13 protein-coding genes are annotated in these 12,059 nt (G+C 72.0%); 9 read left to right on the top strand and 4 right to left on the bottom strand.

Going from position 1 to position 12,059, the window contains the following annotated elements:
- Positions 1-117: 117 nt before the first annotated feature.
- The 7 genes from ACGFW6_RS32085 to ACGFW6_RS32055 all read left to right on the top strand — a co-directional run bounded on the left by ACGFW6_RS32085 (position 118) and on the right by ACGFW6_RS32055 (position 5,880).
- Positions 118-369 (top strand): hypothetical protein, encoded by a 252-nt coding sequence (locus ACGFW6_RS32085; RefSeq protein ID WP_393517725.1) that lies wholly within the window; start codon positions 118-120, stop codon positions 367-369.
- Positions 366-734 carry a helix-turn-helix domain-containing protein gene (locus ACGFW6_RS32080; protein ID WP_393517722.1) on the top strand — a complete coding sequence of 123 codons (369 nt, stop codon included), beginning with the start codon at positions 366-368 and terminating at the stop codon, positions 732-734. Before ACGFW6_RS32085 ends, ACGFW6_RS32080 begins: the two co-directional genes overlap by 4 nt.
- Positions 735-879: 145 nt before the next feature.
- Entirely contained in the window at positions 880-1,389 is a 510-nt protein-coding gene (gene uraD / locus ACGFW6_RS32075) for a 2-oxo-4-hydroxy-4-carboxy-5-ureidoimidazoline decarboxylase (protein ID WP_393517719.1), read from the top strand.
- 7 nt (positions 1,390-1,396) lie between these two features.
- Positions 1,397-1,789 (top strand): hydroxyisourate hydrolase, encoded by a 393-nt coding sequence (uraH, locus tag ACGFW6_RS32070; RefSeq protein ID WP_393517716.1) that lies wholly within the window; start codon positions 1,397-1,399, stop codon positions 1,787-1,789.
- A 5-nt stretch (positions 1,790-1,794) separates the two neighbouring features.
- A complete protein-coding gene (gene pucL / locus ACGFW6_RS32065) occupies positions 1,795-2,718 on the top strand; it encodes a factor-independent urate hydroxylase (RefSeq protein WP_393517713.1) in 924 nt (307 codons plus the stop codon).
- A gap of 113 nt (positions 2,719-2,831) precedes the next feature.
- Positions 2,832-4,208: an 8-oxoguanine deaminase gene (locus tag ACGFW6_RS32060; RefSeq protein WP_393517710.1), complete on the top strand. Its 1,377-nt coding sequence runs from the start codon at positions 2,832-2,834 to the stop codon at positions 4,206-4,208.
- 328 nt (positions 4,209-4,536) lie between these two features.
- Positions 4,537-5,880 carry a nucleobase:cation symporter-2 family protein gene (locus ACGFW6_RS32055; RefSeq protein WP_393517707.1) on the top strand — a complete coding sequence of 448 codons (1,344 nt, stop codon included), beginning with the start codon at positions 4,537-4,539 and terminating at the stop codon, positions 5,878-5,880.
- Here the strand turns inward: ACGFW6_RS32055 and ACGFW6_RS32050 are convergent.
- Positions 5,846-6,448 (bottom strand): exonuclease domain-containing protein, encoded by a 603-nt coding sequence (locus ACGFW6_RS32050; protein ID WP_393517704.1) that lies wholly within the window; start codon positions 6,446-6,448, stop codon positions 5,846-5,848. The two genes, ACGFW6_RS32055 and ACGFW6_RS32050, sit on opposite strands and share 35 nt — an antisense overlap.
- 124 nt (positions 6,449-6,572) lie before the next feature.
- Between ACGFW6_RS32050 and ACGFW6_RS32045 the strand changes: the two genes are divergently transcribed.
- Positions 6,573-8,219 carry a serine/threonine-protein kinase gene (locus ACGFW6_RS32045; RefSeq protein ID WP_393517701.1) on the top strand — a complete coding sequence of 549 codons (1,647 nt, stop codon included), beginning with the start codon at positions 6,573-6,575 and terminating at the stop codon, positions 8,217-8,219.
- A 20-nt stretch (positions 8,220-8,239) separates the two neighbouring features.
- Here ACGFW6_RS32045 and ACGFW6_RS32040 read toward each other — a convergent pair whose 3' ends face one another.
- Together ACGFW6_RS32040 and ACGFW6_RS32035 are read right to left on the bottom strand one after the other, a co-directional pair.
- Positions 8,240-8,368, bottom strand: a complete 129-nt coding sequence (locus ACGFW6_RS32040; protein WP_393517698.1) for a hypothetical protein — start codon at positions 8,366-8,368, stop codon at positions 8,240-8,242.
- Between the two features lie 168 nt (positions 8,369-8,536).
- Complete coding sequence (locus ACGFW6_RS32035) at positions 8,537-9,331, bottom strand: helix-turn-helix domain-containing protein (protein ID WP_393517695.1); 795 nt, start codon at positions 9,329-9,331, stop codon at positions 8,537-8,539.
- Positions 9,332-9,427: 96 nt separating this feature from the next.
- Here ACGFW6_RS32035 and ACGFW6_RS32030 point away from each other — a divergent pair, with 96 nt between their 5' ends.
- The gene (locus ACGFW6_RS32030) at positions 9,428-10,282 is read left to right on the top strand and encodes an NAD(P)H-binding protein (RefSeq protein ID WP_393517692.1); all 855 of its coding nucleotides are present in this window, start codon (positions 9,428-9,430) and stop codon (positions 10,280-10,282) included.
- 320 nt (positions 10,283-10,602) lie between these two features.
- Here the strand turns inward: ACGFW6_RS32030 and ACGFW6_RS32025 are convergent, their stop codons facing one another.
- On the bottom strand, positions 10,603-12,033 hold the full coding sequence (locus ACGFW6_RS32025; protein ID WP_393517689.1) for an MFS transporter: 1,431 nt from the start codon (positions 12,031-12,033) through the stop codon (positions 10,603-10,605).
- Positions 12,034-12,059: the final 26 nt, after the last annotated feature.

Raw genomic sequence — 12,059 nt, 5'->3', positions numbered from 1 at the left:
CGGAATTCATATTCTGCTGGGCGGAAGCATGCCGCCGCTTCTCGGGGCCTGTCAAGGCAGGTCATGCGGGTGGTGAAGGGGCTGCCCGAACGATCGCGGGCGCGTTAGGTTGAGCGCGTGCGATTGAGAGTGGAGTTCACGACCGAGCCCTTCGACCTCGACGAGGCACCCGCGCACGCGCTGGTCGCCCGCCAGGTCATCGAGGCGGCCGAGCTGGACGCGGTGGACGTCGGCCCGTTCGGCAACACGGCGGAGGGTGGCGGCGACGCCGTGCTCACCGCCGTGGACGCCCTGCTGCGCAGGAGCCTGGAGGCCGGCGCCACCCGGATCTCCCTCCAGGTCAACGTGGTCGGGGAGGGCGAGGAGTGACCGGCACCGGGGACGAGCCCTTCATCGCGGCCGTGAAGCCACTGGTCGACGCCATGGGTGGCGAGATACTCCCGCCGGACGAGGCCGGGCCCGAGGACGTCGTGCTCTCCTGGGAGGGCGCCGACGTCGTCGCCGTGCGCCTGCCGCAGCTCGCCGACTCCCTCGACCACATCCTCGCGGCCATGGAGCGCCGCAAGGGCAAGCCGCTGGCCGACCTGGACCGCAAGGACAAGCAGGAGGTCGTACGGATACTGGAGGCGCGCGGCGCCTTCTCCGTGCGGCACGGCGTCGAGACCGTCGCGAGCGCGCTCGGCGTGAGCCGCTTCACGGTCTACAACTACCTGAACCGTGAGAAGGGTGCCTGAAGCGGCCCACTCTGTTTCCTGATGCGGCCCGCTCCGTTTCGGTCCCGCGAATTTTCAACAAAGTGTTGACGTCTCGTCGTCGTAGGGCGTTACATATCGGCACGCCCGTTCAGTACGAAGGCCCTTCGCGGCCACGGAGGCTCCCGTGACGTCGAATTCCACGCCCCCGGGCCTGGCCCGGTTCAACGCCCTGGAGGAGCACGCGGCCCACGCCGCGCTCCACGAGGCGTGCGCCTCCACGGCATGGGCGCGCCGGCTGCTCGCCGCCCGCCCCTACGCCACCACCGACGCCCTCTACGCCGCCAGTGACGCCGCCATGGCCGAGCTGACCGCCGAGGACCTCGCGGAGGCCATGGCCGGACACCCGCCGATCGGCCGCCCCAAGCCGGGCGACCCGACCTCGGCGCGGGAGCAGCGCGGCATGGCCGGCGCCTCCGAGGAGCTCAAGGCGGAGATGCTCGAACTCAACCTGGCCTACCAGGACCGGTTCGGCCATGTCTTCCTGATCTGCGCCACCGGCCGGACCGGCGAGCAGATGCGCGACGCGGTCAAGGAGCGGATCGGCAACTCGCCGGAGCAGGAGCGGGAGATCGTCCGCACCGAGCTGGGCAAGATCAACCGTATTCGGCTCGCCCGCATCGTCGAAGAGGACTGAGAGCAGCATGAGCACCAGCACCACCGCCTCGGTGTCCACGCACATCCTGGACACCTCCGTCGGCCGCCCCGCCGAGGGCGTCGCCATCCAGCTCGCCGCCCGTTCCGGGCGCGACGCGCAGTGGCAGGCGCTCGGCGGCTCCGCGACCGACGCGGACGGGCGGTGCAAGGACCTCCCGGCGCTGCCGGAGGGCACCACACACGTACGGCTCGACTTCGCGGTGGAGCCGTATTTCGAGAACAAGCAAGCCGATGCGCAGCAGGACGCCCCCGCGAATCGGGACAGCGGTGCCGTGTTCTTCCCCGAGGTGGCCATCACCTTCGCCGTGACGGCCGGGGAGCATTACCACGTACCGCTGCTGCTCAACCCGTTCGGCTACTCCGTTTACCGAGGGAGCTAGCAGACATGCCCACGATCCTGGGACAGAACCAGTACGGCAAGGCCGAGAACCGAGTCGTAAAGATCACGCGGGACGGCGCCACCCACCACATCAAGGACCTGAACGTCTCGGTCGCCCTGTCCGGCGACATGGACGAGGTCCACTACTCCGGCTCCAACGCCAACGTCCTGCCGACCGACACCACCAAGAACACGGTGTTCGCGTTCGCCAAGGAGCACGGCATCGAGTCGGCCGAGCAGTTCGGCATCCACCTGGCCCGGCACTTCGTGACCAGCCAGGAGCCCATCCAGATCGCCCGGATCCGCATCGAGGAGTACGCCTGGGAGCGGATCGAGGCGTCCGACGCCAACTCCCGGTTCATCGGCTCCGACGAGGTCAAGCACTCCTTCGTCCGCAAGGGCCAGGAGACCCGGCTGACGCAGATCACCTACGACGGTGAGAAGTGGGAGGTCGTCTCCGGCCTCAAGGACCTCGTCGTGATGAACTCGACCAACTCCGAGTTCTGGGGCTACGTCAAGGACAAGTACACGACGCTCCAGGAGGCCTACGACCGCATCCTGGCCACCCAGGTCTCCGCCCGCTGGCGGTTCAACTGGACCGACGACGAGCAGCGGATGCCCAACTGGGAGAAGTCCTACGAGCAGACCAGGAAGCACATGCTCCAGGCCTTCGCCGAGACCTACTCCCTCTCGCTCCAGCAGACCCTGTACCAGATGGGTTCACGGATCATCAACAACCGCAGCGAGATCGACGAGGTCCGCTTCTCGCTCCCGAACAAGCACCACTTCCTGGTGGACCTGGAGCCGTTCGGGCTGAAGAACGACAACGAGGTGTACTACGCGGCCGACCGGCCGTACGGCCTGATCGAGGCCACCATCCTGCGGGACGGCTGCGAGCCGAAGATCCCGGTGGACCTCACCAACCTGTAGTAACTCCCCCTATCGGCACCCGCGGCCGGTGAGGTCCTCCCCGATCCGGCCGCGGCACTCAAATCCCCCAGGGTCCTGCCGTGCCCTCTCCACAACAGCGCAAAGGACGAATCATGGCAGCAGCCCAGCGCATCGTCATCGAGAACTGTTCGATCGCGACAGTGGACGCGAACGACACCGAGTACGCCACCGGCCACATCGTCGTCGCGGACAACCGCATCGAGTCGCTCGGCGCGGGCCGGGCCCCCGAGGGCCTGGAGAACGTCGTACGCCGCATCGACGCCACCGGCCATCTCGTGACCCCCGGCCTGATCAACACCCACCACCACTTCTACCAGTGGATCACCCGGGGCCTGGCCACCGACCACAACCTCTTCAACTGGCTCGTCGCGCTCTACCCGACCTGGGCGCGCATCGACGAGCCGATGGTCCGCTCGGCCGCGCAGGGCTCCCTGGCGATGATGGCCCGCGGCGGTGTCACCACCGCCATGGACCACCACTACGTCTACCCGCAGGGCTCCGGCGACCTGTCCGGCGCCATCATCGGCGCCGCCCGCGACATGGGTGTGCGCTTCACCCTGGCCCGCGGCTCCATGGACCGCAGCGAGAAGGACGGCGGGCTGCCGCCGGACTTCGCCGTCGAGACCCTCGAAGGCGCGCTCGCCGGGACCGAGGAGACCGTCAAGCAGCACCACGACGCCTCCTTCGACGCGATGACCCAGGTCGCCGTCGCCCCCTGCTCCCCGTTCTCCATCTCCACCGAACTCCTCAAGCAGGGCGCCGAGCTGGCCCGCCGCCTCGGTGTGCGCATGCACACCCACGGCTCGGAGACCGTGGAGGAGGAGAAGTTCTGCCACGAGCTGTTCGGCATGGGCCCGACCGACTACTTCGAGTCCACGGGCTGGCTCGGCGAGGACGTGTGGATGGCGCACTGCGTCCACATGAACGACTCCGACATCGCCGCCTTCGCCCGCACGAAGACCGGTGTCGCCCACTGCCCGTCCTCCAACGCCCGCCTCGCCGCCGGCATCGCCCGCGTCCCCGACATGCTCGCGGCCGGCGTCCCGGTCGGCCTCGGCGTCGACGGCACCGCGTCCAACGAGTCCGGCGAACTGCACACCGAGCTGCGCAACGCCCTGCTCATCAACCGCCTCGGCGCCCACCGCGAGGCCGCCCTGAACGCCCGCCAGGCGCTGCGCCTCGGCACCTTCGGCGGCGCCCAGGTCCTCGGCCGGGCCGCCGAGATCGGCTCGCTCGAGCCGGGCAAGCTCGCCGACCTGGTGCTGTGGAAGCTGGACACGCTCGCCCACGCCTCCATCGCCGACCCGGTGACCGCACTGGTCTTCGGCGCGGCGGCCCCGGTCACCGCGTCGTTCGTGAACGGCCGGCAGATCGTGGAGAACGGCCGGCTGCTCACCGCCGACGAGGACGCGATCGCCCGCTCCACGCGGGAGCAGGCCCAGCGCCTGGCCCGGATCGCCGCCCAGTAGGCCCCCGGGCACACCGGGTACGGCGCACCCCGTATCACCAACTCCACAGCGTCGATACGGCATGTGATCTCCGGCCGGGAGGGACGGCTCCCGGTCGGCAGCCGTGGACCCGAGCGGGGTCCATGGCGGCCGTGTCCGGGGCGCGTGTTGGACGCACGCGCCCCGGAACGGTCACCGTCCCCCCACCCCCACCGGTCCCGCACGACCGCGCACCACCTCCTTGACACCCACGGCGGCCAGCCCGCGCAGCCGTGTACCCGACCGGAGGAGAGCCGCAGTGCCCGCTCAGTCCGCTCACCCAGTAGACGAGAAACTCCCCGCGCTGAAAATGGCGACGACCGGCCTTCAGCATGTGGCCGCCATGTACGCGGGAGTCGTCGCCCCACCCCTGATAGTCGGCGCGGCGATAGGTCTGACCGCCGCCGAACTGACCTTCCTCACCGGCGCCTGCCTGTTCACCGCGGGCATCGCGACCTTCCTCCAGACGCTCGGCATCTGGAAGATCGGCGCCCGGCTGCCCTTCGTCAACGGCGTCACCTTCGCGGGCGTCGCCCCCATGACGGCGATCGTCGCCTCCACCGAGGACAAGTCCGACGCCCTGCCGATCATCTTCGGCGCGGTGATCGTCGCCGGTCTCCTCGGATTCGTCGCCGCCCCCTTCTTCAGCAAGGCCGTGCGCTTCTTCCCGCCGGTGGTCACCGGCACGGTCATCACCCTGATCGGCATCTCGCTGCTGCCGGTCGCCTTCGGCTGGGCCCAGGGTCCCGACCCGGCGGCCCACGACTACGGTTCGGCCACGAACCTGGGCCTGGCGGCCGGGACCCTGCTCATCGTGCTGCTCCTGCGCCGCTTCACCCGCGGCTTCGTCAAGCAGATCGCCGTCCTCCTCGGACTGGTCGCCGGCACCCTGCTCGCGATCCCCTTCGGCGTCACGGACTTCGGGCCGGTGGCGGACGCGGACGTCGTCGGCTTCCCGACCCCCTTCCACTTCGGCGCCCCGCAGTTCCAGCTCGCCGCGATCATCTCGCTGTGCGTGGTGATGGTCGTGTCGATGACGGAATCGACCGCCGACATGCTGGCGCTGGGCGAGATCGTCGACCGCCCGGCCGACGAGAGGACCATCGCGGCGGGCCTGCGCGCCGACACCCTCGGCTCCGCGCTCAGCCCGCTGTTCAACGGCTTCATGTGCAGCGCCTTCGCCCAGAACATCGGCCTGGTGGCGATGACGAAGATCCGCAGCCGGTACGTCGTCGCCACGGGCGGTGGCTTCCTGGTGCTGATGGGCCTGTGCCCGATGGCCGCCTCGCTCATCGCCGTCGTACCGCGACCGGTGCTGGGCGGCGCGGGTGTGGTGCTCTTCGGGTCCGTCGCCGCGAGCGGCATCCAGACCCTCGTCCGGGCCGGCCTGGACAAGGACAACAACATCCTGATCGTCGCCGTCTCGCTGGCCGTCGGCATCATCCCGATCACGGCGCCGGAGTTCTACCACGCCTTCCCGGAGACGGTCAGGATCGTCCTGGACTCCGGCATCTCGACGGGCTGTGTGGCGGCGGTGGCGCTCAACCTGGTCTTCAATCACCTGGGCAGGGGCAAGGACGCCCAGGACGTCACCCATCCCATGGAGGCAGGGGAGGAGATCACCGGGGCGACCCGGGCCCCGGCCACACCATGAGGTTGGCGAACAGCTCGGCCTGCTCGACGGCGTCGTCCCGCGCATGGTGCGTGTGACGACGCCGCGACAGCAGCTCACGCGGCATCGTGCCCTTCGCCACCGCCCGCAGGGGCAGGCCCGCCTTCGTGGCGTACAGGGTCTTCATGTCCAGGCAGCCGGAGTGGCCGAACGGGCTCGCTCCCGTGAACCGGATCAGGTACCAGTACAGGAACGTCCAGTCGTACGACGCCGGATAGCCGCACATCACCGGCTGCGCCCCGGCGCTCACCTCACGCACCCAGTCGCCGAACTCCGTGAGCGCGACGACCGGTTCACTTCCCTCGGCCTTGAGCCGCTCCCGGTCCAGCCCGCTCACGGCCAGCGCCTCCGGCACGAACTCCTCGCTGATCGGCCGCAGTTCCCGGTAGAAGGTGTGCTTCTCCGGGTCGGCCGCGGTGAATCCGTCGCCGTCCTGCACGCCGGCGACCGCCGCGCCGATGCTCAGCATCGAGTAGGGGCCCGGGATCGGGCCGTCGGCCTCGATGTCGACGGAGATGTAGCGGCTCGGTCTGATGCGTCGCGCGGCCATGGAGAGGGAGCTTCGCAGGTGACCGGGGCTTCCCGCATCCGAATTCCGCTTAGGCTTCTGCCTCGGTCGCCTCACGGGCGACCGGGGGCCAGGGGATTCGAGGGGACGAGGGGGCAGCGGGCCGATGAGCAGCGCGACCGAGGTGTTCGAGCCGCTTCAGGGGGACGATCCGCCCGTGGTGGCCGGCTACCGCCTCTCCGCCCGGCTCGGCGCGGGTGGCATGGGCCGGGTCTATCTGTCGCACACGCAGGGCGGCAGACCGGTGGCGATCAAGGTCGTCCGGCCGGAGCTGGCCGACAACCAGGACTTCCGGCGGCGTTTCCGCCGGGAAGTGGAGGCGGCCCGTCGGGTGCGGGGCGCGTACACGGCCGAACTGATCGACGCCGACGCGGACGGCACCCCGCCCTGGCTGGCCACGCTGTACGTGCCCGGGCCCTCTCTGGCGGAAGCCGTGGCCCGGCGCGGACCGCTGCCGGTGCCGGCGGTGCTGTGGCTGATGGCAGGGGTGGCCGAGGCACTCCAGGCCATCCATGGCGCGGGCATCGTGCACCGGGACCTGAAGCCGTCGAACGTACTGCTGGCCGCCGACGGGCCCCGGGTCATCGACTTCGGCATCTCGATGGCCGCGGACGCCACCTCGTACACGGCCACCGGGTCGGCCGTCGGGACGCCCCAGTTCATGGCTCCCGAGCAGGCCGTCGCGGGTGAGGTCACCGAGGTGACCGACGTCTTCGCGCTCGGCCAGACAGCGGCGTTCGCGGCCCTGGGCCGGGCGCTGTACGGCGAGGGCCCCGCGGCCACGGTGCTCTACCGGATCGTGCACGAGCGGCCCGATCTGAGCGCGCTGCCCGAGCAGTTGCGCCCGCTGATCGCCCGGTGCCTGGCCGTCGACGCGGCGGATCGGGCCGGCCTGGCGGAGGTCGTCGCATGGTGCCGGCGCCGGCTCGGGAGCGAGGCCGACGCGGGGGCGGGGCCGGCCGTGTGGCGAGAGGTGCGGGGGCCGGAGGTGAACGTTCCGGCGCCGGTGCCCGTCCCCACCCGGGTGCTGCACCCGGCGCCGCTGGTCGTCTCGCGACCGCAACCGCTGCCCGCGGGGCCGGACGAGCGGCGGGCACGCCGACGTCGTACCGCGCTGGTCACGGCCTCGGTGGTGACGACGGGGGCGCTGCTGACCGGTCTGCTGTGGGCGGTCCCGGACGCGCGGGACCGGTTCCGTGACTGGGTGTCCGGCGTACCGGCCACGCACGGCCCGGACGAGTCCGCCTCGTCATCGGCGTCCTCCGGGGCGTCCGCCCCGGCGACGCGGGAGGGCACCGGGGCCTCGGGGACCGACGCCGGGACACCGAAGGACGCGCGGCCCTCGCCCTCCTCGACGGCCCCCGCAACTCCGCGGCCCGTCGCGGACGGCGGCCTGTGGCTGGACGCGAAGAGTTCCGTCAGCTTCGCGAAGCCGTTCCAGCGCTGGGACCGCAAGGGAGACATCCGCTTCGACTGCAAGAACGCCGGGTGCGCGCTGGACAGCGACAGCAGCGTGTTCCTCCAGGTCTTCGACGACTCGGGCACCGGAGCCACCCTCGACGAGTGCCGTCTGCTGCTCGCCGGTGCGGACCGGCACCGCTGGTCGCTCGCCGCGGCGGCGAACGGCACCCAGTTCTGCGTCAAGCACTCCTCGGGCGACATCGCGCTGCTCGTGCTCCAGACCAAGTCGACCGCCATGCCGGACCTGGCCTTCCTCAAGCTGGACCTGACGATCTGGCGGGACGCGGCTTAGGGCCTCGTGGGACGCCGTGCTCAGACCACGTCCACCAGCACGATGACCAGGGCGGGCACGGCGATGAAGACGGTGCCGAGGTAGACGGCGAGGACCCACCGGTGCCGGGAGGTCACGCGGGCGAGGTTCTCGGCGCGGATCAGCGGCACGGGGCGCGGGAGCCCTGACCAGGGGCGCGGCTGAGAGCCGTACGAGTGCCACCGGCGGCCGGAGCCGTACGTGTGCCACGGCCGGCCGGAGCCGCCGGCGACCGCGGTGCTTCCGGGCCGGACGCCGGGTGACCTCGGCCGGGCCCGCCGGCCGGCGGCCGTGAGGCCCTAACCGTGCCTCAGCGCCTGGCAGGGCAGGGCGTCCGGGAGACGGCCGGTGAAGAAGGAGCGGGGCGGTACACCCATCAGGGTGCGGAAGTCGGACGTCATGTGGGACTGGTCGTAGTAGCCCGTCGCGGCGGCGAGCTGGGCCCACGGGACGTCGTCGGCCTGCGCCAGCACCGCGCGCACCCGGTTGATGCGGGCGTAGTGCTTGGGGGAGAGACCGACGCCCTCGGTGAAGAGGTTGCGCAACTGACGCTCGCTGACGGCGAGTTCGCGTGCCACCTCCCGCACCGGACCGGGCACGCGGCCGCTCCGCGTCGACAGGGCCTCCGCACCCGCCGCCAGTACGGCGGCGCGGGAGCGGTCCGTGGCGGCGGACAGATCGGGGAACGACCGCGCCAGGTGCGGCACGACCTCCTCCGGCTCCAGGTCCCGCAGTGCACGGGCCAGCCGGCGGGCGGGAGCGGCGGTCAGCTCGTCGAGGGGCATCATCCGGCCCACGAGATCGACCGCCGGGACGCCGAGCAGGGGACGTGTGGTGCCGGGCGCCAGTCGCATCTCCAGGCAGGAGGCGAACCGTTCGGCGTGGTGGTACGAGGCGCGGGTGCGCGGGCCGACGACCAGCGTGCTGCGGCGGCCGTTCTCGCCGACCCGGAACACGATCGTCGTCGCGGTGTCGGGGAGCCGCACGTACGGCTCCGTCGACTCCGTGCCCACCGACACGGACCCGATGCCCGTGACCCAGGGGCGCAACGCCTCGGGCGTGGGCAGGATCTGTCGGGAGAAGGTGTTCGTCACGCCTCCACCGTATGTCCGGCACCCGGCCGTCCGGGCCGGTGAACCGTGCCGGAATTTCCAAGAGTCCGGCGCCGCCAGGGGCCCACCGTGGAGGACATGATCCTTGTGACGGGTGCCACCGGCACCATCGGCAGTGAAGTCGTACGGCAGCTCGCGGAGCGTGGGGAGAAGGTGCGCGCCCTGACCCGGGACCCGGCGGCGGCCCGGGTGCCCTCGGGCGCCGAGGCCGTGCCCGGGCACCCCCGGGACCGGGCCTCGGTCGAGGAGGCGATGGCGGGCGCGGAAGCCGCCTTCCTGGTCGGCGTGTTCGGCCCGGACGACGCCGAGCACGACCGGGGCCTGGTCGAGGCGGCCCGGGCGGCCGGGGTGCGGCGGATCGTGAAACTCTCCTCGATCGGAACGGGGGATCCCCGGCTGGGCGGGTTCGGCCGCTGGCATCTGCCCGGCGAGGAGGCGGTGCGGGCGAGCGGCCTGGAGTGGACGGTCCTGCGTCCCTCCTCCTTCGCCTCCAACACGCTGGCCTGGGCGGAGTCCGTCAGGGAGGGCACCCCGGCACCCCATCTGATGGGCGACGGCAGGCAGGGCGTGGTCGATCCCCGGGACGTGGCCGAGGTCGCCGTGAGCGCGCTGCTCGACGCCCGCCACGCGGGGCGCACCTACACCCCGACCGGCCCCGAGACCATCAGCGCCAGTGGCCAGGCCGCGGTGCTCGGCGAGCTGCTCGGCCGCCCGGTGACACTGCTCCCGCTGACCGCGGACCAGCGTCGTGAACACCTGCTCGCCGCGGGCCTGGGCCCCGACTACGCGGACAGCCTCATGGCCGGCGCCCGCTTCATCGAGGAGGGCGGCAACGCCGTCGTCACCGAGGACGTACCGCGGGTACTGGGTCGGCCGGCACGAGGCTATCGGGACTGGGCCCGGGACCACCGGGCCGCCTTCGGGGCGGACTGAGCACGGCGACCGGGGCCGGGCCGCGCGGGTCCGCGAAGGGGGTGGGTCAGGCGGGTTTCGCGAAGGGGGTCAGGCCGCGGGGGCCGGCGAAGGGGGCCGTCCGCTCGGGTTCGCGAAGGGTTTGGCCAGGCGGGTTTCGCGAAGGGGGTCAGGCCGCGGGGGCCGGCGAAGGGGGCCGTCCGCTCGGGTTCGCGAAGGGGGCCGGGCCGCGCGGGTCCGGTCCCCGCTTGCCGGGCCGCCGTCTCAACGGTCCCGCGCGTGGCGGCCCGCATCCCGGGGGCGGGCGCTTCGCCGATCCCGGGAGCCGACGCTTCGCCCGCTCAGTCCCGCCGCCCCCGCAGTACGACCGCGGCCACCCCCAGTGCCCCCACCGCGATCCCCGTCGCCACCTGGAACGCCAGCCGGTACCCCTCGGCGGTGGCGGCGACCAGCCCCGCACCGTCGGCCAGCAGCAGCTCCGTCCGGCTCGCCGCCAGAACCGACAGGACCGCCAGCCCCAGCGAACCGCCCACCACCTGCGTGGTGTTGAAGAGTCCGGACGCCAGCCCCGCGTCCTCCTCGCGGGCCCCCGACATCGCGAGCCCGGTCAGCGCCGGCATCGCCGCGGCGAACCCGGTGGCGAGGAGGAGCAGGGGCGGGAGGACGTCCGTGACGTAGGAGCCGTCGACCGGTGCGCGGCTCAGCAGCGCCATGCCGGCGACGATGAGCAGCAGCCCGGCGAGCAGCACCCGGTACGCGCCGAACCGTCCGACGGCACGGGCCGACAGCCCCAGCATCAGCACCCCGATCGCGACCGGCGCCGGCAGGAAGGCCGTGCCGGTGAGCAACTCGCCGTAGCCGAGGACCCGTTGGAGGTAGAGCGCGCCGATGAACTGGAAGCCGTACATCGTCGCGATCATCAGGATCTGCACGGCGTTGGCGCCGCTCAGCAGCCGGGAGCCGAACAGCCGCAGCCGTAGCAGCGGACGCGCGGCCCGGGCCTGGCGGAGGGTGAACGCCGCGAACAGGGCCAGGGCGAGAGCGGCGAGCAGCAGGGTCGCGGTGAGATCCCGGTCGCCCGCGCCGACGATCACGTACACCGTGAGCATCAGCGCGCCGGTCACCAGCAGCGCGCCCGGGTAGTCGGCGCCCTTGCCGAGCCCGGCGCCGCGGTCCGGCTCCAGTACGCGCACGGCCGCCAGCCAGGCCACGACGCCGATCGGCAGGTTGATCAGGAAGATCCAGTGCCAGTTCAGGGCCTCGGTCAGCGCCCCGCCGAGGAACGTGCCGAGCGCACCGCCCGCCGCGCCGACCGCGCTGAACACCGCGATGGCGCGGGCCCGTTCACCCGGCTCGGGGAACAACGCGACCAGCATGCCGAGCACCACGGCCGAGGTCATCGCCCCGCCCACGCCCTGCAGAGCCCGCGCCGCGATCAGGGCGCTCTGCCCGGTCGCCACCCCGCACAGCACGGAGGCCGCGGTGAACACGGCGAGGCCCGCCGTGAACATCCGCTTGCGGCCGATCAGGTCGCCGAGCCGGCCCACCAGCAACAGCAGCCCGCCGAAGGGGATCAGATAGGCGTTGACGACCCAGGCCAGCCCGGGTCCCGAGAAACCGAGGTCGCTCTGGACGGCCGGCATGGCGACCGTGACGATGTTGCCGTCCAGGATCGTCATCAGGGTCCCCGCGCACAGCACGACGAGAGACGCCCAGCGGGAGTGGGTGCGTGTGCGGCGCGGTCCGCGCCTCCGGGACTCGACGATGGCCATGACGGCGCTGCCTCCGGGTTCTCCAT

The sequence above is a fragment of the Streptomyces sp. Y7 genome, assembly GCF_043195415.1.
Lineage (GTDB): Bacteria > Actinomycetota > Actinomycetes > Streptomycetales > Streptomycetaceae > Streptomyces.
The sequence above is the reverse complement of the archived record's forward strand: the minus strand, read 5'-3'. Positions and strand labels throughout refer to the sequence as shown.